Raw genomic sequence first — 25,264 nt, forward strand, 5'->3', positions numbered from 1 at the left:
TGGTTTTTATTTGATATAAACATTTACGTCATCTTCTGGAATCCATTCTTTCATTTCAGGCAATACTCTATTTTGCATAAAGTCAAAGAAGTCAGAATGTTCAGATTCGATTATATTCCAACCTTTGACATTTGTTCCAAATGACGGATGAAATACAATTATATTTTCCGTTACTTTTCCGTCCACAATTTCAAATCCGACAAAAGTGTCCATATCTTGCCTGCGTCCAAAAGTCAGAACTTCTCGATTTTGTTCGCACTCAATTTTAAATCGTTCGTTGATTGATGAATTCGGATTAATTTCTGATTCAAAATTCCACGGAATGAATTGGGTCAAATTCAGTTTAGCAAACCAATTATATGAATTTGGTACTTCGTATCTCATTTAACCAAACGTTTGACCGATTATAATGATTACAATAACTGCAATTATAAAATAGAGTAAAAATGATTTGTCGCTTTCAGGTTTTGCTGGTTTTGATTGACTTGGCTCATAAGCATCTTCATCTTCAGGTAAAAATTTCGGTTGATTTTCCATAGTGTCTGTTTTTTCAACTTGTGGCTAACGGTCTCGTGTATGAGTAGTAGCGGATTTCTACTCACTAACTTTTCAGCTTTGTACTGACCTTTGTTTTATATTTTATATATCGTTTTAGCACTTAAACCGCTATTACTTATACACAATGTTGTACGCTGGCTTTCTTTCTTTTCAGTTTGTTAGCGTTGGCGTGAAAGCTCTTTGCAACCACAGGAACGAGGATTGCAATGTGCTTGAACACTGCGTTGGCTTATTCATTTTTATATTTCTCTTTAAGTGATTCTCCGTCCTCACATTTCCAAGAAGTCCAACCGTTTCTATTTCCTCCATTCACAAATTTCGCAGCACCGCTTGGAGAATCGAAAGTATAATCTTGGTTTATAACAATTTCATCTCCATCAACTGAATGTTGCAATGAAGTCACCAATTCAGTTCTTGAATCTTTGTATGATTGTTTGGTAGCAGCTGTAAAATCCTTATTTATTCTACTTCCACTTAACAGCTTTAAAGTTTCATCTTCTGAATTAAAGTAACCTTTTGCATTTTTAAAATTCACAGTCTCTAACGTAGTTTCTTCTTTAGCAGATTTGTTGTCGGCAATAATTTTTGTCAACAAAGAAAAAAGAGGTCGGAAATTTTTGAAATCCTCAACATCAAAAGTCTTTGATTTTTCCGCCAAAATATTCTTTGAAGCATCCTTTATTTCTTTGTTGATTTTATCAATCGATTTGTTAGAGAAATATGGTAAAGTCTTATCCATTGCCTCTTTATATGCTTCCTGATATTTTGAAGGCTCATACATTGTCTCAATGGTACAATCTTCAGTAAAGTCTTTCGGTTTTATAAGCTTAGTTGCAAAGAAATGATTGTGTTTAATTTTATCTTCTTTCAATTTTCTGTAACCACAATTATCAACCTCTTTATCAAAACCTGCCTTATTCAATGTACTGTTCCCTGCACCATCGTTGTCGTAAATCGCGACATAAGTTATATCATTCTTTAAGTTGGCTTCATAAAGTCCAATCATAAATGGTGCAATTTTACCTTCTCCACCAAGTGAATAAATATCAAAATCCAAAGAATTAAATTCGCCTGATAGCTTTTCAAAAGCTGTTCGAATGTGAATTTTATCGTGTTTACCTTCAACAAGTAATATCAGTTTTTTGTCACTAGAAAGGAATGTGCTTTGTTGGTGTTTATTCCAAAACTCACCCGTTAAATTCTCAATAATTTTCTGCTCTCTTCTTTCAATGATTTCACCATCATCCATCATAAATAATTCCTCATTTTCAATTGCCTTTGTGACAGTAGGAGAGTGTGTGGTTATTACTATTTGTCGGTTGGTTTTATATGGGTCAAGAATTGCAGTTATTTTATCCTTATTATTTATATGTATGTGAGCGTCTGGCTCATCTAGTACAAATAAACTGTCCTCTTGTTCTGCAAATTCAAAGGCAGACTTAAGTAGTAATAGTTTTTTCTCTCCTTCACTCAAACTTTCAATTGAAAGATGGTCGTTGAATTTGATTTTGATGTCATTAACTATTTTGGAGTCTTTTGGAGAATAGGCTAAATACAAGTATTTGTAAACATCATCGACACTAAATCCGTTATCATCCACGATTTTTTTGAATTGAGTTAAAGTATATTCTGACTTGTTGTCAATTTTATCAATAAAATCAAGTACTAGACTTTTCTTGTATTCTTGATAATTCGATTTATTGAAATCAAATTTAATCTTGTTAACTTTTGTAATAGACAAGACCTCTTTGACGAATTTTTGATTCTCTTCATTATCAGATAAGAGCAAGGATAGTAACGAGAGATGCCAGTAATATTTATTTAGATAAAGCATTTTAGGAGTTTGATTATAACTCATTATGCCTTCTCGTGCACTCTTGTTAATGTCCTTTACAAAGTTCAGATAAAATGGTTCAAAGCATTTCCTCCATAATCTATCTTCTTCACCGCTATAAATCGCAATGACTTTTTTTGGTAAATAATCCTTTATCGAAATATGAGTTTCATCATCGACAAAGTAGTTTAGTTGTGAGCTTTTCTTTTCAATTTTTATGTGTTGATTTGCACTGTTAACATACTCGATAGTGTAATCAAAGGGAGTGCTATTCTCATCCGCATAAAGATTTTTAAAAATGATACTCAAAGCCTCTAAAAGGTTACTTTTTCCACTTCCATTATTACCTATTAGAGCAATAGCATCAGACTTATGCTCTAAACTTACTTTGAGGTTTTTATAACCTTTTATTTCAAGCTTTTTAATTTTCATTAGTTACTAAATATTTCTCTTTCGAATTCCTTTATCGCAACTGCCCTATTTTCTTCTGCATTTCTTTTTAATTCGATTATCGTTTGTTTCAATTTATCTATGTGATTCCCAATTTCTCTCTGGATTTGTACAGATGGAAATGGAATGAGAATTTCTTTTAGTTCGGAGTTTGTTATTGCAGGATAGGTTGCTCCTGTCATTCTATTCTTCAACTGCTCAATTCCGTAATATGAAAAAAGAAATTCTTTAAGGTATGTCAAATCATATTTTGGATTAGGAGCTACTATGGAGAACCCTGAAGAACAAATATCACCATCGTTTTCCTCTGTAACTATGGCGAATCTCTTTAAATACGGTCTAGTTGTACCAATAATTAAATCACCTTTTTGGACTTTTTGAGTAGCTCTACTTGGTGCTTTTTTAATGTCAATCTTTTTTACAGTGGTAATTCCAAGTATTTCATCTATTGCTCCTAATTCAATGTAGTGAAATTCATCACCATTGAATTCTTTCTTTTTCCAAGACCTAGAAGGAAATTGAAATACCTCTCCCAATTTCTTGAGTTCATATTTAGAAGTTGAAAGACCATTAATAATTCTTAAATCTTTTGCTAAAATGTCCCACCTTTCAATATTCTTATAGTTGATAAATTGTAACCCCTTACTACTTTTACGTTCTTTGAGTTTGGATAATTCTAGTGAATCTAGAATATACTTTTCGATTTCAATCTCTAATTCTTTAGCCTTTTTTTCTTGTTCTTCTGCTATTCTTATTTTCGAATCATATTCTGATACAATCCTGTTTTGCTCATTAATGTCAGGTAAAACTATTTTTATTTCATTTCTTAGCTGGTCTGGTTTAATGTATTTTCTGTTGGTAGTTCCTGATACGTAACCGTCCATGTATTCGTTTATCTTTCTGCTGCGAAAAAGTAATTGAACGAAATCTGGATTAGCTTTTTCAGTATCTATACTAGCAAATGTCATATTTGAAGAGCCAACACCATCAGCCAAATCTTCTGTTATGATTCCAAATGCTCCATTTTTAGTATCAACTTTGCACCAATAAAGATGGTCTTTTTTAGCCTTCTGATACTTTCTCATTTTGAGTGTATCACCTTTAACAATTCTATTAACAAATGCTCCCTTTCCATAAGCCCTTGCTCCAAGTATTTTATATTCTTTGTCGTTATCAATACTAATCTTGTCAATTGATGCTTTCTTAAGAAATTCGCCAAAAAGAACAACTGGATATTTGCTATTGAAAATATCAGCTTGATGGAAAAAGGATTTTACATCCCAAATATCGAGTTCAGAAAAAGGTATGGTATGAATCAATGTTGTACTACTTTCCATAAAAAACTTCGGGTTCTTGTGCAATTGCAGGATTACCAGCAAATGGTATACGGTAGAAATTGTGATTATCATCAACTTCGTAATCTATGTAGTCAAATTTCTTATTCCATAGGTGGTTTTCCTTCCTATATTTTGTAAACTCCTTTGCAAGTGGTTCTAATTCATTGTCAATTTTTGAGCCTGTTGTACTTATACCTGCCTTTTCAACCTCCGCTATTGGAATTGTATAATCAAACTCACTTTTAATTCCAGCTTTTATTTCAATGCTGATTTTATTTTGAATTTCTTTCAAAGAAGCTCGTAGTTTTTTCTTTTCGTCAGTTGATGGTGCTCCTTTGCCTCTCAATGATAATTTTTCTTTTATTGGTTTTATTTCGGGAGCATATTTAGTTTCAATTTCTCTCTTAACCTTGGCAGATATGCTTTTCCAATTCTTTGCTTCTTCTTCAGTAAATTTTTTAAAGAATAATAGGCTTGGTTTTACCGTTGCTCCGCTTGCAATGAATACGTCTTGCGGGATTGACGTAATCAATACAATTTTGGCTTTACTTTCTACAAACTCTCTGATTCTTTGAAGATTGCTATTATTGAGTACTCCTTCTGGTAAAACTATTCCCATTCTTCCACCAGGCTTTAAAAGATTTATGCATCTCTCAATAAACAAAACCTCTGTCAATGAACTCATCTTTCCTGTTTTGTACAGACCTAGTAATGATTCACCAATATTGTCATTAATTTGTTTTAAGGCATCTTCGTATGCTTTACCATATCGTTTCTTATATTCTTTAATTCTAGATTCGTTAGTGTACTTATCAGATTCGGTAATTTTTAAGCTTTTTTCGATTCGAGAGCCGAAAGGAGGATTCGTTAGAATAACGTCAAAGCGATTTTCAAAAATTCCATTTACATTTAATAAACCATCATTATGGTGAACACCTCCGTGTCCGTCTCCGTGCATTATCATATTCATCTTTGCAGTTCGACTCATTCTTGGGTTTGCATCCGTACCAAAGATGCAATCATAAGAAAGTACACGTAATCGACTCTTTTCGTTATTTATATCTAACTCTTGATTCAGATAATTAAATAATTCGTTGACTTTTTCTTCAACTTCTTCTTTTTTCTTTTCGGTTAGTTTTTCGAAGTCTTGATTGAAATATTTCTCCTTTATTTTTTCTTTTTGTTCCTGAATTTCATCTTCAATTTTTGCCCTTACGTATTCAAAAGCTTTGATTAAAAATCCACCAGAACCACAACAAGGGTCGCAAATAACTTCACCCTCTTGTGGGTCAAGCACATCAACCATAAAATCAACAACTGTTCTAGGTGTAAAGAATTGACCTAATTCACCTCGAAACGTTCTTCCTAAAAATTGTTCAAAGGCTATACCTTTTACATCATCTGAAGTCGTTGAAAGGTTATACTTTTCAAGTTTTTCAACTATTGCTTCAAAACTATTCTCTCTAATTCGAATTGTTTCGTTTTCAGCAAATAGGTCATCATTTTTAAAATCTTCTTTCGTACTCTCAAACAATTGTTGGTAAAAAGGCCTACTATCTTTGGACTTATGTCTGTCGTAAGCTTCTTTATCCGATAAAAACTGTTTTCTTGAGAATATTTGACTTCCTGAATTTGTTCTTTCATATCTGATTTTGATGAAAAGGATTTTTGATATTTCATCAAATGCAGCTTCAGGAGATAGCTTGTCATTGTTTCTGATTATGTTGTGACAATTAAAGAGCAGTTTTGAAAACTCATCTCTCGTAAATGCTTTTGTTTGCTTTAAAATTTCATCAATTTTCTTATCGCTTTGTATACTTTTAGCGTCTGGAATATCGATAATTTCTTCAAGTCTTTTAGGAATTTTACCCTTTACTACTTTGAAAATTCTTGTTTCTTTTAAGTTGGTCGTTACAAAGAAATCTGCACCAGCCCAAGAAGCATAATTATACCCTTGAAAGTAGTCTTCTTCTCTAACAGTAATATGTTCTGCTTTACACTCTATGACAATAATTGGGCTAACTGATTCTTGTCTATCTTTCTTACTTTTCCAGATAACTATATCAGCACTAGCACGTCCTTGCCCTCTTTGTGAGTTGTTTACTTGCACTTCTTGAGCCATTTGGTCAAGTGGGAATTCATAATCATTCACAAGTCGTTTGATATATTCCTGTCTAACTAACTCTTCTGGAGTTTGAACCAACCATTTGTCCTTTAATGGAGCAAAAATCTGATTTCCTTTTTGTTGTATTTCAATTTTCATTTTGCTTAAAGAGTTGGGTTTATTAAATCCTTAACATCAACTGCTAATAGTTCTGCGATTAACACCAAAGTATCTAAAGAAGGTTGTACTTCGTTTGTACACCAACGAGAGATTGTCGTTTCGTTCTTTTCAAGCTTTTCAGCTAACCATTTATTGGTTTTACCTTTTTCAGCCAAAACAGCTTTCAGTCTATTAATTGACTTTTTATTCATTTTAATTAGCATTTAATGCAAATATATCAACTTTTAATGAAATTCAGTCAAAGAGCGTTGGGAAAGTGAAAGCTCTTTTTATTTTGTGAGGAACGAGCAAAATGAAATGTGCTTGAACGTGCGGTCGGCTCTTTTTTCAGCTTGCGTACAACGGTCTCGGCTATGATTTCGTTGTGGCGATTTCCGGTAGGAAATTGTCGGTAAGAAATCGGGCCTTATTGATAGTTAATTGTTTTAAAATTAGTTAGAACCTAGCAATGAATTATAGCCATTGTTGTGTGGCGTTATTTTAGTCGTTCAACATTCGTAAAATATTTTTTACATAGTCGTCTTTCTCTTGTATCAAAAAGAGCTCTTTTTATTGCATAGGTTCCAGCAGCACTTATTCCGATTGCACCCAATATTTCCTTAGTGTATTCAGCAGTTAAGGCTTGGGGATTATTAATAAGCATATATGTTGCAAAAGGAATTGAAGCAAGTCCAATTCCCATAAGGATTATTTCTCTTGTCAATTCGGAATAAACTTGATTGAAACTGTTAATGAATTCTCTTTCTGTAATCCCATTGCCAATTGAATCTTCTAAAAGACTAATCTGATTATTAAATGCTGAAATGTGTTCTCTATTTCTATTCCTGAATTCAATTAACCTATCAAAGCTTATTTCCGATATATTAGCAGGAACAAGCAAGTTTATAATTCCTTTCATAAACTTGTTCCGATTTCTAACTCCAGGATTGTATACTCTCGAAAAGTTTGAATAATTATCAAATTCAACGCTGTCAGTTATTATTGAACCATTTCTCTCATAGGAAATTTCTTGAGCTAAATGAGTCATAAATATGAATGCTAACTCCTTTGGTAACATCAAACCTTGTCCATTTCTTATTCCTATCCTTTCACTTTCGCAAAACTCACTAAATTGAGGTGAAAACTTTTCTGTGAAGATTTGATACGTCCAATTTCTTTCAGTCCTCCAACTTCTCTCAATGTTTATTCTATTCATTAAAGGTCCACGTCCATATGGATTTTGCAAGAATTTTTGAGCTTCCTCAATTGATTTGATTGTAGCTCTTTCACTTTGCATATATTCAGGTGAGTACATTTCTACCAAGTCGGTTTCGTTCAGAAGTCTATTGTATTCGTCTGAAATCAAATGTCGTCTATCATAAGGAACAATACTTTCGAACTTTTCCATATACAGAATTGAAAATTTCAGCCATTCTGTATTTGGTGGTTCTAAATTCGGATAGTAAATGAATTTTTTCATAATGTTCTTTAATGACACACAACGTCTTCGCATACTGCTGTAACAAACTATTGCAAAGCAATAGCAAATGTCCGGTGGACATTTGGTGGAGGCATCCCGAAGGGGAAGTACTCATTTTGTCAGCAGCTTACTTGTCGCTGTTAGTTTTAATTACGTGGGGAATATTAACGGGGAGACTTTAAAGTTAGGAAAAACATCATTAAGTGGAGCAGTTTAAAGGTCGCGTTACACGCATTTGTGTTGCAAATGCGTGTGATTCAGGACCGAGTGACCATAAAATGTCCAGTGGACATTTTACACGAGGGGCCAGCCTGCCGCGCCGGCAGTTATAGAAACTCATTCTGTAAAGCTTCAAAAAAGGTTACGCCTCGCACTGCTCGGCGTGATCCGGATAAAAGAAACCTGCTAGTAAAGCCTCAGTTGCAATGCAACTGCAGGGTTTTTTTTTACGCTTTCCGCTGAAGCGAGCTTCGCGGACGCTTACAAAAAAAGCCCTTGCGCACATGCGCAAAGGCTTTACTGGGTGGAAGACCGGGTTCGAACCGGCGACCTCTGGAACCACAATCCAGCGCTCTAACCAGCTGAGCTACAACCACCATTTAACGCTTATCATACTGGTTTGCTAATAAGCGGAGGCAAATATAATCACTTTAATTCCTTAGCGCAATATGCGGGCCAAAAAAATTTATTTCAAATCAAAGAGGCTGTCCACGGCTACGTAGCGTTCCACCGTGAATCCTTCAGCGTACTCCACCCCTATCAAACGTCCTAAGTCTCTGGCTCGGTAAGAAATACTCTCTTTAAAGTTAGAACTGCTTATGGGCGTAGACGGGTCATCGCTGTTCGGGTCAAAGAACTGACTGGTATAGGCAAAAACAGCTTTCTGCTTCTTTTCTATATAATCGCTCACATCAACCACAAAGTCCGGCTCCAGGTTCTTCCATTGAATATAATGATAGACCAGTTTAGGCCTCCAGGCTTGTTGCGCCTCGCCATTATGCGTAGTTTCAATACGTCTTAAGCCGCTTAAAAAGCAGGCATCACTGGCCAGTTTAGATCCTTTGCCGTGATCAATATGTCGGTCGTCTACCGCGTTGCAAAGCACAATATCGGGTTGATACTTGCGCAACACTTCAATGATCTTGAGTTGATTTTCTTTGGAGTTGGTAAAAAAGCCGTCCGGGATGGCAATGTTCTCCCGCACTACCGCTCCTAATATTTTTGCTGCGGCCTTGGCCTCCTGATCTCTAATCTCCGGCGTGCCGCGGGTACCGAGTTCTCCTCTTGTTAAATCCAGAATACCGACCTTTTTTCCAGAAGCGATCTCCTTGGCTAAAGTGGCTCCGCAGCCCAATTCTACATCATCCGGATGCGCCCCAATGGCGAGTATATCTAATTTCAATGCCTTTAGTTTACAGGTTGTACTTGAGCGGTTTGTTTTAAAGCGGCCACAATATCGCCTTGCAGGTCTTCCACTTCTTCAATTCCCACAGAGAATCTAATGAGCTGCTCAGAAATGCCTTGTCTGGCGCGCTCCTCTTCCCCTAAAAGGAAATGTGAGGTCTTACTCGGCAATAGCATGGTAGATTCCACACCCGCCAAACTCATGGAAGGTTTTATCAGTTGTAACGCTTCTAAAAATGCTTCTGCGTTGATCCCTTCGGCCAACTCAAAAGACATCATGCCGCTAAATCCTCGCATTTGGCTTTTGGCCAATTCGTGATCGGGGTGAGACGCCAAGCCTGGGTAGTAGACGCGCCCAATTTCTTCACGGCCGTCCAACCACTCAGCCATGGCTAAAGCATTGGCGTTTTGTTGCTTCACGCGTAAGGCCATGGTTTTCATGCTGCGCTCCAAGAGCCACACAGTCATATCGCTCAAACTGCCACCAAAATTCTTGGCCAGGTTCCAAATACGATCAATATGTTCTTGAGAGGCCGCAACGGCTCCGGCACAAATATCGCTGTGTCCACCCATATATTTGGTAGCACTGTGGATCATAATGTCAATGCCAAAGTCCTTAGGCGTTTGATTCACGGGAGAAGCAAACGTATTGTCTATCATGCTGACCAAATTGTGCTTCTTAGCCAATCGGCCTATCATCGCAAGGTCCGTGACCTTCATAAGCGGGTTGGATGGAGTCTCCACATAAACCACTTTAGTATTCCCACGCACGGCTGCTTCAAAGGCCGCTTCACTCAAGCCTTCTGTAAAGCTGTACTCGATCCCAAACTTCTCAAATTCCTCCACTACTAAATTGTAGGTTCCGCCGTAAAGTGCCTCTTGCAAGACCACATGATCTCCTTTTTGCAAAAAGGCCATGAGCGTGGTGCTTACTGCGGCCATTCCACTTCCAAAGATCATTCCCGCCTCACAGCCTTCTAAAGCAGCAACTTTTTTAGAGAGTCCTTCTTGATTGGGCGTGTTGAAATAACGCGGATAGCGCTTTACATCAACACCTTCATAGGCGTATGAACTGCTGAGGTAGATGGGCGAAATTGCCCCTTGGAACTGCTCGTCTGGCACTTCTCCGGTATGGGTACAAACGGTATTTAAACCTAATTTTCCTTGAGCCATGGGATTGTCATTTTCTGCTTCTAAATTACGAAAATTGTCAGACTCAAAATCGCGGGAGCTTTGTTATCTTTACCCATCAACTGCAGCTAAATATTCATGATCCTGATCAAGAACATCAAAGCCTTGGTACAAGTGAGAGACCAAGGTGTGCGTTACCTCAGCGGGGCGCAAATGCAAGAGCTTCCTCAACTGGAAAATGCTTGGCTTACCATAGAAAACAGAAAGATCAGTGGTTTTGGAACCATGGACAGCTGCCCTACTGAAGGCATAACAGAAGTCAAGGACGTCAAAGGAAGCTATGTGCTGCCCACCTGGTGTGATTCACACACCCACTTGGTTTATGCCGGTAACCGTGAAAAGGAATTTGATATGCGCCTCAAAGGAGCCAGCTATCAAGAGATCGCAGAGGCCGGCGGAGGCATCCTAAATTCTGCCAAAGCCATGGGCGCCTCAGACATTACGGAGGTCTACGCTCAGGCGGTGAAAAGAATGAATGCCGTGATCAAAATGGGAACAGGAGCCATAGAGATCAAAAGCGGTTATGGCCTTACCATGGAGACCGAGCGCATGATGCTCAAGATCGCCAAGCGCTTTTCCTATGACTATGACATTCCAGTACGCACCAGTTTTTTAGCAGCTCACGCTGTTCCAGCTGGCTTTGAAACCTCCGCAGACTATATTGATCACATCATCAGTGATATGCTCCCAGCCATTGCAGACAGCGGTTTGGCAGATTATATCGACATTTTCTGTGAGGACGGATATTTCTCTTTAGAAGATACAGACAGGCTGCTGGCGGCAGGAGCTCAGTACAATTTAAAACCCAAAATCCACGTGAATCAATTCACGGCTAATGGCGGCGTAGCCATGGGCGTTAAACACAATGCCTTGAGTGTGGATCATTTGGAAGAACTTACCGAAGATGACATTCAGGCTTTAAAAGGCAGTGAAACCATCCCTGTGGCCTTACCGGGCTGCAGTTTGTTTTTAGGAATTCCTTACACGCCTGCCCGCCGAATCATAGATGCTGGCTTGCCATTGGCTTTGGCCACAGACTACAATCCAGGTTCTGCCCCTAGTGGAAACATGAATTTGGTAGTTGCTTTAGCCTGCTCTAAAATGAAGATGACGCCAGAAGAAGCGATTAACGCGGCAACTATTAACGGAGCTTACGCCATGGGCCTTGAAGCAGAAGTAGGCAGTATTACTGTTGGCAAACGCGCCAATTTGATCATCACAGAACCCATTCCATCCATAGGCTATTTGCCTTATTCGTTTGGACAAAATCATATCCAAGAAGTACTTATTAGCGGTTACAGCTATAAACCCACCAACTAAAATGCAAAAACAACTCATTGAATGCGTTCCTAATATCAGTGAAGGACGCGATGCAGACAAAATTCAAGATATCGCTCATATTGTAGAGACCGTACCCGGCGTAAAACTCTTGGACATTGATCCCGGAGCGGCTACCAACAGAACGGTGATCACCTTTGTGGGGGAGCCGGAGCCTGTAATTGAAGCTGCGTTCCTCTTGATCAAAAAGGCCAGTGAACTCATTGATATGCGCCAACACAGCGGGGAGCATCCGCGTTTTGGTGCTACAGACGTTTGTCCCTTGGTGCCTATTGCGAACATCAGCCTAGAAGAAACTGCAGCCTATGCCCACCGTTTGGGTGAGCGCGTTGGGAAAGAGTTGGGCATTCCCGGATATTTCTATGAAGCTGCAGCCAAAGAAGAAAAGCGTAAAAACCTCTCCAATTGCCGTGAAGGCGAATATGAAGGTTTGGCCACCAAATTGGCAGATCCGGAGTGGACTCCAGATTTTGGCCCTGCGGAGTTCAATGAAAACGTAGCCAAGACAGGAGTTACGGCCATTGCCTCTCGCGATTTTCTGATCGCCTATAACGTAAACCTCAACAGTACCTCTACCCGCCGTGCCAATGCTGTCGCCTTTGATATTCGCGAGCGTGGACGTGTAAAGCGCGAGGGCAATCCGATTATAGGCAAGAAAGTATTGGATGAGAATGGAGAGCCTGTTCTTATCCCTGGAAAGCTAAAGGCTGTAAAAGGTATTGGTTGGTATATTGAGGAATACGGCATTGCGCAGATCTCTTACAATTTGACCAATGTTTCCATTACGCCCATGCATATTGCCTTTGACGAGACCTGCAAAGCTGCGGATCGTCGCGGTTTGCGTGTTACGGGTTCGGAATTGGTTGGATTGGTGCCGCTTAAGGCCATGTTAGATGCTGCGGATTATTACCTGACCAAACAAAGCCGTTCCTTAGGAATCTCAGAAAGTGAAAAGATCAAGATCGCTGTGAAATCCTTAGGGCTGGACGATCTAAAACCTTTTGACCCAAAGGCGCGGTATCATTGAATACATGCTCGCCGATGATTCCGCCGACAAATTGATCGATCTCACCGTAAGTGTGTTTTGCTGAGGAGACTGCCTCAGAATCCATGGCTCCCGGTGGAGGTTCTATTGCTGCCTATGTGGGTACACTCGGTGCGGCCTTAGGAACTATGGTTGCTAACCTATCCGCCCACAAAGCCGGCTGGGATGATAAATGGGAGTTCTATTCCAAATGGGCAGAAAAAGGACAAGCCTACAAGGACAAGCTGCTTTTCTTGGTGGATGAAGACACCAACTCCTTCAACAAGATCATGGATGCCTTTAGATTGCCTAAGGACAGTGAAGCAGACGTGGCGGCGCGTAAAGCAGCCATTGAAGCGGCCACGCAATATGCTACAGAGGTTCCTTTCCAAGTGATGCAAACCGCTTTGGATTCCATGGAAGTCATGCACGCCATGCTTAAAGATGGCTTGCAGAGTTCGCTTTCGGATTCTGCTGTTGGGATTCTTTGTGCTAAAACGGCTGTCTTTGGTGCCTATTTCAATGTAAAGATCAATGCCAAGGACTTAAAGGATCGCGCTTTTGCAGAAGACATTCTGGCTCGTGCTGCTGCACTCTGTGAGCAGGCCGCTGCTGCGGAAAGTGAAGTGATCGCACTGATCAACGAGAAACTTTAATACACTTACCCTATTGCAATTCAATAGAACTTTATATATTTGCATAAGTACTTATATAATTAGTTATGGATATTGTTCGTTCTTTAGGAGAAATCAGTCTTGGATCGCGTTTAAAACGGGTTAGTGACACTTTGATGAAGCAGACTCAGGAGTTGTATACGGATCAAAACATAGATTTTGATCCTTACCTCTTCCCTGCCTTCTACAATATTGTCAAGCGGGAACAGACCACCAACAATGAACTCATTGACGCTTTAAAGACCAGTCAGCCTGCCGTAACCCAAACCATCAAAAAACTGGAACAGCGCGGTTTGATCCATTTACAGCTCGACCCAGAGGACAAACGCAAAAAGACCATCAGCCCTACTCCTACTGGAACTAAATTGTTTCAGCGCTTGAGTCCAATTTGGGAGATTTTGGACAGGACGGTTAAAGAATTTACCCAGCTACAATCGGACAGCCTCTTGGCGCATATCGATCATTTTGAACAAGCGCTTAGATCAGAAACATTAATGCAAACCGTCAAAGAACGCATCCAAAAGGAACTCACCATCGAAATTAAAACCCACGAACCCTCTTTAAGCCAAGCCTTTTATGATTTGAATATAGAGTGGCTGGAAACTTACTTTTATGTGGAGGATTTTGATCGCGAAGTACTGAGCAAACCTCAGCAGTACATTTTAGATCCCGGAGGTCATATATTCTACGCCTTGCAAAACGGTAAAGTTTTGGGTACTGTGGCCCTTAAAAGAATTGAAGACAATCTTTTTGAACTTACTAAAATGGCAGTCTCACCTGAAGCTCGCGGGAAAGGCGTAGGACAAAAACTTATGCAACACTGCATTAGCTTTGCCAAGGAGCAAAATTGGAAAGCACTCCTGCTCTACTCCAACCGCATTTTAGAGAATGCGATTCATATCTACCGTAAATACGGCTTTGAAGAAATTCCTGTAGAATCTGATTCTCCTTATGAGCGCAGCAATATCAAAATGTATTTGCCACTCAACTAACTGAATTTCAGCTCGCTTAAATATTGCGTATATTTACAGTAAGCATCAACTCCCACAGCATGAAAATTCTTTTGATCGACCTTCAAGGGTCCCAGGGTATTCATCCCTATAAATCACGCTTCGGGATACGGTAAATTGTAATTGTCAGTTTGCTATTGCTTCTAAATTTCTTTAACGCAACAGGCCTGGTATGTCTAACAAAATAAAATCAACGGACGGATTGGTGGTTTTCTGGATCACCCATGTACTCGTGATCTCCTTAGTGTATCTCTTAGTGAACGCACCTACCAATTTCTTTGACCCGAATATTTGGCTGCTGCTTCTTTGGATCTTCTTTGTGGTGAGTGTTCCTTCTTTACTGATAATGGTACTGGTGCATTTTCTGCTCTTTAGTGTAGACGAGCGCTATAAACGCTTAGGTATACGACTCATGTCTTGGGTTGCCTTTTTGGTCACCTTTGAGCTGTGGAAGGCCACAGACGGACAAACCAATTACTTGGCTCCTTACTTTAAAGAGACCTTTGCCTGGGCGGCTGCCCTACTGGCGATCAGTCACGTATTGAGCTACAAACTCATCAGTAGAGTCCGCAGAAAGAAAGAAACGGCTACTTCTAGTTAGTTCTAAACTTATCAAACCAAGCCAGCGTATGCATTACCTTAGTGATCAAATTACTCGGGCGAGACGCAATACCGTGTGAGGCTTCGGGAATCTCTACTAAAACAGTTTCTATTTTACGCAGTTTTAAGGCGTGATAAAGCTGTTTGGCTTCACTAGGAGGAGTTCTCAAGTCATTCATGCCCACCATAACCATGGTTGGGGTTTCAACATTCCCTACAAGAGAAAGCGGCGAGAACTTCCAATAACCTTCAAAGTTCTCCCAAGGTTGCCCCGGGTAACGGCTGTTGGCGTACCCGTAATAGTTATCGGCCACTAAGGTTTTACTGATCCAGTTCATCACGGGTTTAGCTACTACTGCGGCTTCAAAACGGTTGTTCTTTCCAATGATCCAAGCCGTCATAATTCCACCGGCACTTCCGCCAGTGACAAAGAGTTGCTCTTCATGAGCAATTCCTTTGCTGATCAATACGTCCACTCCGTCCATTACGTCTTGATAATCGTCTCCGGGATAGTTGTTGAACAGTAGGTTTCCAAACTCTTCTCCGTATCCCGTACTACCACGCGGATTGGGATAGTACACAATATATCCAGCAGCGGCATACAATTGGATCTCTGCAGAGAATCTGTCGCCATAATTCAAAATAGGTCCACCGTGATTTTCGATCATCATCGGGTACTTTTTCGCCGGATTATAATTGGGAGGGTACACCACCCAAGCCTGTAGGTCACGACCATCAGTAGAGGCCTTGTACCACAACTCTTCTACCTTGCCCAAGGTCTTATTGGCCAAAAGGTCTTCATTCAAAGTGGTCAGTTGCTTTGTATTTCCTTTACTTGCAGTAAACAAGCCTACATCTGCTGGTCGGTCTGGCTTGGACAAAGTATAGGCAATATTCCCTGCGTCAGACAGGCTGTAGCTTCCACTAGCATAAGGACGTCCTAAGGTTGTTCCTCCAACAGAGCCCACCAAATCAGTATAGGAACCTTTAAGATTAAAGCGCGCGATCTTAGTCTCGCCGTATTCATCATACATAAAGTAAATACTGCGTCCGTCTTTACTCCATTGTATGTCTTTTACCGATCGATCCAAACCAGGAAAGATATCTTGCTGCCCGCTGCCATCGGCATTCATAATGCGGAGTTTGGTGGTTTGATAAGTTTGCACCTTATCGGTATAACCTAAATAAGCGATGCGCTTACCGTCTGGAGAGGCCATTGGGCTTCTATCAGGTCCTGGAGCATCTGTCAGTTGCTTAACAGCCCCAGAACTCACTGCAACGCTGTATACTTCTGAGTTTCTAAAATCGTACTCCCAATCGGGGTTTCTGTTGGCTGAAAATAAAATGTGCTTTCCATCAGCCGTCCAACTCAGTGAACTGCTGTGATTAAAATCTCCGCTAGTGATTTGTCGCGGAGTTCCACCACTGGCAGGCACTACAAAGATGTGAGTGAATCCGGGTTTGAGGTAACCAGCGCCATCGGCCTCATGTTTTAGGCGATCTGTAATCCTAGGAGCATCTGCCCATTGCGCACCTTTTGGTTTGGCGGGCATTTGCGCAATTACCGGCGCTTTTGCATCTACCTTCATGGTAAAGGCGATCCACTGGCCGTCTGGCGACCAACTCAAATTAGAAGGCGATTTCTCCAATTGGGTCAAACGGGCACTACGGCCGCTGTCCATCCACATCACAAAAAGCTCGGAACCCTTATCTGAGCTGCCTCTGTAAACCAAGCGGTCTCCTGAAGGTGACCAACTAGCACTGCCTTCATTGACATCATTCGGTGTAAGCTTTTGATGGGTCTTTCCATCGGCAGATACTATCCAAAGGTTACCAAAGGAGCGGTCCTTCATGATATCAAACCCAGTACGTCGGTAAACGATTTGACTGCCGTCTGGACTGATCTGCGGATCTCCAGCATATTCCAATTCAAAGACATCTAAAGGTTCAAATACCTCTTGGGCATTGAAATCAGCAACAAAAAATAACAGGGTGAGGCTTAATAAGATCCGCATAGTTTAAAATTTTTATAAAAATACTCAATGTAAAAGCAATGAAAAACCCCTATTTATAAATTCCTGAGAATTAATATCTTTAAAGAAAAAAGATGCTTTTGAAACCTACACTACTCGCCTTTTTGCTGGGCGCTACCCTAATCAGCTGTTCTGAAAATACAGAACCCACGGCTCAAGGCCCCGATGTAGAGACCTATCCGAACGAATGGATGTATCTACAGCGCGCCTATCCAGACAATTTGATCAACGCCAAGGCCATGGATGCCGCAGTGGAGCAATATCAAGAGGCCTTAGTCAATAAAGCTGCTACAGGCACCGACCTTTGGACGCTTAAAGGCCCGCTCAACACAGGAGGACGGATCACCGATGCGGCCATCTCACCAGACAGCGACGATATTATGTACATAACCACCGCCGTGGGCGGCGTTTTTAAAACCGTAGATGGTGGAGCCAATTGGACGCCGATTTTTGACGTTATTGGAAAGCCTTCTATTGGAAGCATTGCCATTGCACCTAGTGATGCGTCTCGCGTTTATGTAGGTACGGGAGAAGCCAATGCCAGTGCAACTTCTGGTGCGTTCTTTGGCGATGGGATCTATCGTTCGTCAGACAGTGGAGACAATTGGGAATCCATCGGACCAGAAAATACCGATCACATCGGGCGCATTGTGGTAGACCCATCAAACCCGGACCGCATCTTCGCGGCCGCTACAGGGAAATTATACGGATACAATAGCGAACGCGGAATCTACCGCAGCTTAAACGCTGGAGACACTTGGGAAAAGGTGCTTTTTGTCACAGATTCCACAGCAGCGATCGATGTAGCCATGAATCCCGTGAATACAGACATTCTCTATGCCGCCATGTGGGAACGTACGCGCAAACCCTGGCAGCGCGATTATGCTGGAGTGACCTCTGGGATTCACAGATCCACAGATGGCGGAGACACTTGGGAATTGCTTAGCAATGGACTGCCGGCGACATCAACAGAAACAGGAAGAATCGGGCTGAGTATTTCAGCTTCTGATCCAAACGTCATTTACGCCTCCTACACCACCAATCCCATAACAAACAACTTTGACGGGCTGTATAAATCCGAAGATGCAGGAGATACCTGGAGCTTAGTGGCTTTGGACGATATTTCGTTTATCAATGCTTCCTTTGGTTGGTATTTTGGAAACCTAAGGGTCTCTCCTACTGATCCAGATCAGGTCTATGTCTTGGGACAGCGTTTGTTTAGAACCAACAATAGCGGAGCCGATTGGAATGAGGTCTTTGGTATGCACGTAGACCATCACGCCATGGCCTTCTCAACTTCCAATCCGAATTTTATCCTTGCAGGTAACGATGGTGGCGCTTATACCTCCTCAGACGGAGGAAACACCTGGAATAAATTCTTAAACCTTCCAATCACACAATTCTACAATATTGAGGTTGATTTTACGGACCCTACGCGTCTTTACGGAGGTACACAAGACAACAATACCATACGAACCCTGACCGATGGGGACAGTGACTGGACTCCTATTTGGGGTGGCGATGGATTCCATTGTAATGTAGATCCCAACAACAATCTGTTGGTATATGCAGAGTCTCAATTTGGAGGTTTGGGTCGATCTACTGATGGAGGATTCACCTTTGTTTCTGCTACTGCTGGAATCAGTCCATCAGACCGAAGAAACTGGAACACACCTGTGGTGCTCTCCCCTTTTGATTCTAATAAGGTTTATTACGGAGCCAATCGTTTATACATTTCAGACAACGCGGTGAGTTGGAGTCCTATTAGCCCTGACCTTACTGATGGAGAGCATCCCAGCGGAGCCTTCTCCTACGGAACCTTGACGGCTATTGCTCCTTCCTACAACAACTTGGATGTGATCTATACGGGAAGCGATGATGGTAATGTATACATCACCACCGATGGCGGTGCCAATTGGGAACTCATCAATGACGGTTTGCCCAATAGATATGTAACCGCTATTGCCATTGACCCAGACGATGATATGACCGCTTATGTCACCTTTTCTGGCTTTAGTTTGCTGGATTACGATCCACATGTCTTTAAAACTACAGACGGCGGTCAAAATTGGACGAACATCTCCAGCAACCTACCGAGTATTCCCACCAATGAAATTGTTATTTACAATGAAGCCAATGTGCTTTTTGTGGGAACAGACGCGGGGGTTTGGTACTCTCAAAACGATGGCGCAAGTTGGGAAGTTTTAGGAACCAATTTACCTCCAACGATCATCAGAGACCTAAAATTACACGTGCCAACGAGCCGCTTGTTTGTAGGGACCTTTGGGCGTTCTATGTACAGCTATGATTTGGATCAGTTGGTACTGAGTAGTCCCGATGAAGCCTTGGAGGCACAGGTGATTCTTTACCCGAATCCCGCTAGTACGGCGGTGGAACTTCGCTTGCCATCCAGCGCCAAAGTTCAGGGACAGATCTATGACCTCAACGGTCGAGTTGTAAAATCCTTTGAGCAGCTTCCGCAAAACGGAATTGTTCAAGTTGGCATTGATGATGTACAGGTTGGGCAGTATATTGTAAAACTGCAGCAAGACGGCAAGACTGCATCTAAACAACTTTTGGTTCAGCGTTAAATCGAGTAAAAACACGCGTGTTTGGTTATGGGTTGGGAGCTATTTTAGTTGCCAACCCTTAACTGATCACCATGACTACCGCCACCGCAGCCACATCCGCAGCAAAACCAAAAACCACTAAAACTAACACGACCAAATCTGGAATCAGCCCAGAGATCACCGCGCAACTCAGCAGTGATATCAACTGTATGTTAGGCTATGCCTCACGCAACGCCATTCCCATAGACACTCAGTTATTAGGTCTTATAGAAAACAGCTCTGTAGAAGATCTGATCAACGCGCATAATGTATTGGTGAAGAACATCAGTCCTGCCACGCCAAAAAGTATACGCTATACGCGTGCCCTGTATAAAGACGAGCAGCAAAAGTCTATTTTTAGAAGGCTCCCTTTGGTGCGAAACTTAATGCTCCTAGCTTTAGTCTTTCTGGCGTGTTTTGTTTTCACAGCCCTATCTCCAGAGGTTAACAATGATTCACTGGATAAAGGCGTATTAGATAATGAAGGGCGCAGTTTGCTTTTAAACTTGGTCTTTTTGGCCTCGATCTCTGGCCTAGGCGTTGCCTTTTATTTGCTGAAAACGGTCAGCTCCGCAGTTAAAAACGGGACCTTAATTGCAGAAGATTCCATTTACTATATGGCACTTATTGTCCTTGGAGTCATTGCCGGGCTTTTAGTTTCGGAGATCATTGTGGTTCCTGCGGGAGGCTCTGCTGATTCCATCAGTCTATTTGACAAAAGCGTGTTGGCCTTGTTGGGCGGATTTTCTTCGGATGCCATCTTTACCGTATTGCAAAGCATCATTACACGGCTAAAAGGTCTATTGGCCGCGCCAGCTAATTGATGCTACAGTAATTCTAGCAATTCTGTCGCTTGATAGAGCTCTTTAAAATTGGGGTGAACCACGGGTTCTCTAACCACTTCATGTTCCCAAGTGGTGTGAAAAGGAATGTGAATGGCATAGGCACCGATCTCTAAAACAGGCAGGATATCAGACTTTACAGAATTTCCGACCATTAAGAATTCTTTATTGCGAACATCTAAATGACGTACCAATTTATTGTACTCTTTTTGGGTTTTGTCCGATACGATCTCAATGTGATGGAAGAACGGCTCCAAACCTGATTTAATGAGTTTGCGTTGCTGATCCAACAGATCTCCTTTGGTGGCAACTACTAAGCGGTATTTGCCCACCAGGCCTTCTAAGGTATCTTCAATCCCATCAAGGACCTCTACAGGAGCCTCCAGCATCTCTTTCCCCATCGCAATGAGCTGATCGATCACTTTAAGCGGAACTTTGTCGTCTGAAATACGCATAGCGGCCTCAATGAGCGATAACACAAAAGGTTTAATACCGTAACCGTAAAGCGGCAGATTCTGCATCTCATACCCAAAGAGCTCCCGATTGCAGTCTTCCTTGTCTGCGAAGGGTTCCATGAGTTCACAGAACCGCTCTTCAGCTTGACGGAAAAGCGGTTCGTTCACCCAAAGGGTATCGTCTGCATCAAAGGCAATGGCCTTGAGGTTTTGCAAATCCACTAGCGGATCAGTTTTTTGTATTTGATACGTTTTGGCATCAGATCACCGCCCAAACGCTTCTTCTTATTTTCTTCGTAATCACTAAAGCTACCTTCAAAGAAATAGACTTGACTGTCTCCTTCAAAGGCTAAGATGTGTGTACAAATTCTATCCAAGAACCAACGGTCGTGAGAGATCACTACGGCACAACCCGCAAAGTTCTCCAAACCTTCTTCCAAGGCTCTAAGGGTATTAACGTCCAAGTCATTGGTAGGCTCATCCAGCAGCAAAACATTGCCTTCCTCTCTTAAAGTCATAGCCAAGTGCAAGCGGTTCCGCTCTCCACCAGATAAGGTGCTCACCTTTTTATTCTGATCGCTTCCACCAAAATTGAATCGGCTTAAATAAGCCCTTGAATTCACTTGCTTTCCGCCCATCATAATGAGTTCTTGTCCATCACAGAAATTCTCCCAAATACTGCGCTCCGGGTCAATATTGGAGTGGCTTTGGTCTACATAAGCGAGTTTTACGGTGTCTCCAACGCTAAAGGTTCCTTTGTCTGCGTTTTCCTCTCCCATGATCATTCTAAAGATGGTGGTCTTACCCGCCCCGTTAGGTCCAATGATCCCGACAATACCGGCTTGAGGTAAGTTGAAGTTCAGATCCTCATAAAGCAGTTTTTCACCGTAGGCTTTAGAAACCCCAGAAGCTTCAATAACGTTGGTTCCCAAACGCGGACCGTTAGGAATGTAGATCTCTAGTTTTTCGTCAAGTTGTTTCTGATCTTGACTCATCAGTTTATCATAATTGTTCAGACGTGCCTTTTGTTTGGCTTGTCGTCCTTTTGGCGCCATACGCACCCACTCCAATTCACGCTCTAAGGTCTTCTGACGCTTGCTGGCCTGTTTCTGCTCTTGGGCTAAACGCTTGGATTTTTGATCCAACCAAGAAGAGTAATTACCCTTCCAAGGGATACCCTCACCTCTGTCGAGCTCAAGGATCCATCCGGCAACATTGTCTAAGAAGTAGCGGTCGTGCGTTACCGCGATCACCGTTCCCTTGTACTGCGCCAAATGGTGCTCCAACCAGTGCACAGATTCTGCGTCCAAGTGGTTGGTAGGTTCATCCAACAGCAGTACGTCTGGTTCTTGTAAAAGCAATCGACACAAAGCAACACGGCGACGTTCCCCTCCAGAAAGTACGTTGATCGGTGTATCTGACGGAGGCGTTCTAAGCGCATCCATAGCGATCTCCAGCTTAGTATCTAGATCCCAGGCATTGGTGGCGTCAATCTTATCTTGAAGCTTGGCCTGTTTGTCCATGAGTTCCTGCATCTTATCAGCATTCTCGTAAACCTCTGGCAAACCAAACATATCATTGATCTTGTTGTACTCATCCAAGACATCCACCACTTCTTGAACACCTTCCTTAACGATATCAATGACCGTTTTGGATTCATCCAGTTGTGGTTCTTGTTCCAACAGACCCACAGTGAAACCTGGAGCAAAGACTACATCTCCTTGGTAGTTCTTCTCCGTTCCTGCGATGATCTTCATTAAGGTGGATTTACCACTTCCGTTCAGACCCAAGATCCCGATCTTGGCTCCGTAGAAGAAGCTTAAATAAATATCTTTTAATACTTGTTTTCCGGTTGATTGGTAGGTTTTAGAAACCCCGGACATCGAAAAGATGACCTTTTTATCGTCACTCATATATTTGGTGTGTTATACGCGTCCTTTGAGGGCATTGAATACCCAGGCAATACAAAAAAATCCTATACCTACGGCTGCAAAGCCCCAGCCTGCTACATCATCATACTTAAAGGCACCCATGGCGATTAGTCCTAAGCCCACCAAGATCATGATGGTCGTGGCCCATGCCAAGACAGTATTCTTGTTCATTCCCATACGTTTTTAGTTTTTTAGCGAGGAAGACAAATATCGCACATTTTTAACAAAAAAAGCAGCCCGAAGGCTGCTTTGATGCGGAGGTTCCTAATCCTTATCCCGCAGTTACAGACAGGTAACCCATTTTGCCCATTTGATAGTCTCTTAGAGCTTCCATGATCTCCGTCTGTGTATTCATCACATATGGACCCCAACTAGCGATCTCCTCATGGAAAGGTTCCCCACTCAAAAACAAAAGTTGAGCGTCTGCTGTGGCCTTCAAAGAAAAGCCATCACCGTCTTGTTCAAAAGTGACTAATTGGTCTGCCTTTTCCATCAAATTGTACTGCTCATTGACGTTTACAGCTCCGTGCAACAGATACAAAAGCGAATAATGTGATTGGGCCAAAGGCAAATTCAATTCAGCGCCTTTTTGGAGTTTAATCATATAAGCATTCACCGGAGTTTGGGTTTCGATCTTTCCTGGAGTCTCTCCCAATTGACCTGCGATGACTTGTACGGCAGATAATCCGTCCTCACCTTGAAAGACTGCAAAATCTTCATCGCGAACGTGTTGGTAATTCGCTGGTATCATCTTTTTGGAGGCCGGTAAATTGAGCCAAAGCTGAATTCCTTCTAAGGTTCCGCTGCGCTCTACGAATTCTTTGGTGGGTCCTTCCGCATGGATAATACCGCGCCCGGCGGTGGTCCATTGTACGTCTCCACTTTTCACAACACTTTCATTACCCAAAGAATCACGATGGAGCTGTTCTCCCTGGATCAAAAAGGTAATGGGCTCAAAACCGCGGTGTGGGTGTGGCCCAAGATCAAAGGGATTAGACTCCGCACTGATCTCATAGGGTCCGTAATGATGCAACAATACAAATGGGTCTACCATTTCAATACTGCGCGTTGGGATGGGTTGCCGTAGTTCAATAGGTCCCATATTTACAAAAGGACTTTGCCCTAATTGTTTTACACTTGCTCGTTTCATTTTTTGTTTCCTTTCTTATCTAATTTTATCAAGCAGTGCGCTGAGCTGTTTCGCTTCTGCCTGACTTAAGTTTTTAAGCAGATGAGTATTTGGATCGCTTCCGATCTCATCCAACAAAGCCAAACCGGCTTTGGTAATTTCTACATGCACTACACGTCTGTCTGTAGCGCAGGGTTTGCGTTCCATAAGGCCTTTGCCGCAGAGTTTGTCCATAAGTCTTGTGGCATTTGGCGCCCGGTCGATCATACGCTCCTTAACCGTTTGCGTCGGCATTGGGCCTCCTGCTCCTCTTAAAATCCGCAATATGTTGTACTGCTGTGGAGAGATGCCAAAGGGCTTAAATCGGGTGTTTAGGTGATTGTTGATCCAATTGGCCGTATACATCACGTTGATCAAGGCCTTGACCCGATCGGAGCTGAATTTTGATTGTATTTCTTTAGAAATATCACCCATCTCCTATCCTTTAACAGCTGCTTCAAATAAGTTCAACTGCTCGTTAAAGGTGGCTGCCAAGTCATTATCAGCAATACCTGCTTCACTAAAATTGTCTCCAAAACTCGGTAGCGAGAATTTAGCAACAATGTTTCCACCCATATACGGGAAACGGCCTGCTGCAATATCTAAGACCGTCTGTCCTCCACGTCCTCCAGGAGAAGTCGCCATCAAAAACATAGGGACTTCTGACCACAGTTTGCCGTCAATACGCGACATCCAATCAAAGAGGTTTTTAAAGACTGAAGCATAAGCTCCATTATGCTCCGCAAAGGAGATCACAATTCCGTCAGCAGCTTTGATCTTATTCAAAAATGCTTGAGCATTCTCTGGAATTCCTGATTCCTGTTCCCGATCTATTCCGTACATCGGAAGTGGATAGTCGTTCAAGTCCAGCACCTCAACGGCTGCACCCGCTAATTGATTCGCAGTATAAGTTGCGAGTTGTTTATTGATCGAATTTTTACTGTTACTGGCCCCAAAGGCGATTATCTTCTTCATAATGTGATTGTGTTTATGGTACAAATTTAGGAATAAAATATTTATTTTCCAAGGAAACTATTTCCATGTAAATATTTTAAAAGGATTT

General features: G+C 41.8%; 23 protein-coding genes and 1 tRNA gene. 7 read left to right on the forward strand and 17 right to left on the reverse strand.

Going from position 1 to position 25,264, the window contains the following annotated elements; translation table 11 throughout:
- Positions 1-6: 6 nt before the first annotated feature.
- The 10 genes from ACSLP7_RS02740 to ACSLP7_RS02785 all read right to left on the reverse strand — a co-directional run bounded on the left by ACSLP7_RS02740 (position 7) and on the right by ACSLP7_RS02785 (position 10,499).
- On the reverse strand, positions 7-384 hold the full coding sequence (locus tag ACSLP7_RS02740; RefSeq protein WP_435577891.1) for a hypothetical protein: 378 nt from the start codon (positions 382-384) through the stop codon (positions 7-9).
- A complete protein-coding gene (locus ACSLP7_RS02745; protein WP_435577892.1) occupies positions 385-537 on the reverse strand; it encodes a hypothetical protein in 153 nt (50 codons plus the stop codon).
- A gap of 250 nt (positions 538-787) precedes the next feature.
- Complete coding sequence (locus ACSLP7_RS02750; RefSeq protein WP_435577893.1) at positions 788-2,824, reverse strand: DUF4357 domain-containing protein; 2,037 nt, start codon at positions 2,822-2,824, stop codon at positions 788-790.
- Positions 2,824-4,179, reverse strand: coding sequence for a restriction endonuclease subunit S (locus ACSLP7_RS02755; protein WP_435577894.1), 1,356 nt, complete (start codon positions 4,177-4,179; stop codon positions 2,824-2,826). Before ACSLP7_RS02755 ends, ACSLP7_RS02750 begins: the two co-directional genes overlap by 1 nt.
- The gene (locus tag ACSLP7_RS02760) at positions 4,169-6,442 is read right to left on the reverse strand and encodes an N-6 DNA methylase (protein ID WP_435577895.1); all 2,274 of its coding nucleotides are present in this window, start codon (positions 6,440-6,442) and stop codon (positions 4,169-4,171) included. The genes ACSLP7_RS02755 and ACSLP7_RS02760 overlap by 11 nt, the downstream gene beginning before the upstream one ends.
- A 5-nt stretch (positions 6,443-6,447) precedes the next feature.
- The gene (locus ACSLP7_RS02765; protein WP_435577896.1) at positions 6,448-6,654 is read right to left on the reverse strand and encodes a helix-turn-helix transcriptional regulator; all 207 of its coding nucleotides are present in this window, start codon (positions 6,652-6,654) and stop codon (positions 6,448-6,450) included.
- Positions 6,655-6,938: 284 nt separating this feature from the next.
- Entirely contained in the window at positions 6,939-7,922 is a 984-nt protein-coding gene (locus ACSLP7_RS02770) for a hypothetical protein (RefSeq protein ID WP_435577897.1), read from the reverse strand.
- 521 nt (positions 7,923-8,443) lie between these two features.
- A tRNA-His gene (locus ACSLP7_RS02775) sits at positions 8,444-8,519 on the reverse strand.
- Positions 8,520-8,607: 88 nt separating this feature from the next.
- On the reverse strand, positions 8,608-9,324 hold the full coding sequence (bshB1, locus tag ACSLP7_RS02780; protein WP_435577898.1) for a bacillithiol biosynthesis deacetylase BshB1: 717 nt from the start codon (positions 9,322-9,324) through the stop codon (positions 8,608-8,610).
- Positions 9,325-9,329: 5 nt separating this feature from the next.
- Positions 9,330-10,499 (reverse strand): trans-sulfuration enzyme family protein, encoded by a 1,170-nt coding sequence (locus tag ACSLP7_RS02785; protein WP_435577899.1) that lies wholly within the window; start codon positions 10,497-10,499, stop codon positions 9,330-9,332.
- A 96-nt stretch (positions 10,500-10,595) separates the two neighbouring features.
- Between ACSLP7_RS02785 and hutI the strand changes: the two genes are divergently transcribed.
- The 5 genes from hutI (at position 10,596) to ACSLP7_RS02810 (ending at position 15,164) form a co-directional block, all read left to right on the forward strand.
- Positions 10,596-11,837 (forward strand): imidazolonepropionase, encoded by a 1,242-nt coding sequence (gene hutI, locus ACSLP7_RS02790; RefSeq protein ID WP_435577900.1) that lies wholly within the window; start codon positions 10,596-10,598, stop codon positions 11,835-11,837.
- Position 11,838: 1 nt separating this feature from the next.
- Positions 11,839-12,882, forward strand: a complete 1,044-nt coding sequence (gene ftcD / locus ACSLP7_RS02795) for a glutamate formimidoyltransferase (protein ID WP_435577901.1) — start codon at positions 11,839-11,841, stop codon at positions 12,880-12,882.
- A 50-nt stretch (positions 12,883-12,932) separates the two neighbouring features.
- Positions 12,933-13,535, forward strand: coding sequence for a cyclodeaminase/cyclohydrolase family protein (locus ACSLP7_RS02800; protein ID WP_435577902.1), 603 nt, complete (start codon positions 12,933-12,935; stop codon positions 13,533-13,535).
- A gap of 65 nt (positions 13,536-13,600) precedes the next feature.
- A complete protein-coding gene (locus tag ACSLP7_RS02805) occupies positions 13,601-14,545 on the forward strand; it encodes a bifunctional helix-turn-helix transcriptional regulator/GNAT family N-acetyltransferase (protein WP_435577903.1) in 945 nt (314 codons plus the stop codon).
- 190 nt (positions 14,546-14,735) lie between these two features.
- Positions 14,736-15,164, forward strand: coding sequence for a hypothetical protein (locus ACSLP7_RS02810; protein WP_435577904.1), 429 nt, complete (start codon positions 14,736-14,738; stop codon positions 15,162-15,164).
- On the opposite strand, the gene ACSLP7_RS02815 is transcribed toward ACSLP7_RS02810, so the two are convergent.
- Positions 15,157-17,178: a S9 family peptidase gene (locus tag ACSLP7_RS02815; protein ID WP_435577905.1), complete on the reverse strand. Its 2,022-nt coding sequence runs from the start codon at positions 17,176-17,178 to the stop codon at positions 15,157-15,159. The two genes, ACSLP7_RS02810 and ACSLP7_RS02815, sit on opposite strands and share 8 nt — an antisense overlap.
- 98 nt (positions 17,179-17,276) lie before the next feature.
- Between ACSLP7_RS02815 and ACSLP7_RS02820 the strand changes: the two genes are divergently transcribed.
- Positions 17,277-19,787 carry a VPS10 domain-containing protein gene (locus tag ACSLP7_RS02820; RefSeq protein WP_435577906.1) on the forward strand — a complete coding sequence of 837 codons (2,511 nt, stop codon included), beginning with the start codon at positions 17,277-17,279 and terminating at the stop codon, positions 19,785-19,787.
- Between the two features lie 71 nt (positions 19,788-19,858).
- Positions 19,859-20,629 (forward strand): hypothetical protein, encoded by a 771-nt coding sequence (locus ACSLP7_RS02825; RefSeq protein WP_435577907.1) that lies wholly within the window; start codon positions 19,859-19,861, stop codon positions 20,627-20,629.
- Between the two features lie 2 nt (positions 20,630-20,631).
- Here the strand turns inward: ACSLP7_RS02825 and ACSLP7_RS02830 are convergent, their stop codons facing one another.
- From ACSLP7_RS02830 to ACSLP7_RS02855, 6 genes are all read right to left on the reverse strand, one after another.
- Positions 20,632-21,324 carry an HAD family hydrolase gene (locus ACSLP7_RS02830; protein ID WP_435577908.1) on the reverse strand — a complete coding sequence of 231 codons (693 nt, stop codon included), beginning with the start codon at positions 21,322-21,324 and terminating at the stop codon, positions 20,632-20,634.
- Complete coding sequence (ettA, locus tag ACSLP7_RS02835) at positions 21,324-23,015, reverse strand: energy-dependent translational throttle protein EttA (RefSeq protein WP_291187625.1); 1,692 nt, start codon at positions 23,013-23,015, stop codon at positions 21,324-21,326. The genes ACSLP7_RS02830 and ettA overlap by 1 nt, the downstream gene beginning before the upstream one ends.
- A gap of 12 nt (positions 23,016-23,027) precedes the next feature.
- On the reverse strand, positions 23,028-23,210 hold the full coding sequence (locus ACSLP7_RS02840) for a CAL67264 family membrane protein (RefSeq protein WP_272832119.1): 183 nt from the start codon (positions 23,208-23,210) through the stop codon (positions 23,028-23,030).
- 94 nt (positions 23,211-23,304) lie between these two features.
- The gene (locus tag ACSLP7_RS02845; RefSeq protein WP_435577909.1) at positions 23,305-24,183 is read right to left on the reverse strand and encodes a pirin family protein; all 879 of its coding nucleotides are present in this window, start codon (positions 24,181-24,183) and stop codon (positions 23,305-23,307) included.
- 15 nt (positions 24,184-24,198) lie between these two features.
- On the reverse strand, positions 24,199-24,636 hold the full coding sequence (locus ACSLP7_RS02850; protein ID WP_435577910.1) for a MarR family winged helix-turn-helix transcriptional regulator: 438 nt from the start codon (positions 24,634-24,636) through the stop codon (positions 24,199-24,201).
- Between the two features lie 3 nt (positions 24,637-24,639).
- Positions 24,640-25,176 carry an NADPH-dependent FMN reductase gene (locus tag ACSLP7_RS02855; protein ID WP_435577911.1) on the reverse strand — a complete coding sequence of 179 codons (537 nt, stop codon included), beginning with the start codon at positions 25,174-25,176 and terminating at the stop codon, positions 24,640-24,642.
- Positions 25,177-25,264 lie beyond the last annotated feature (88 nt).

Origin of the sequence: Gilvibacter sp., assembly GCF_965601605.1 — a bacterium.
Lineage (GTDB): Bacteria > Bacteroidota > Bacteroidia > Flavobacteriales > Flavobacteriaceae > Gilvibacter.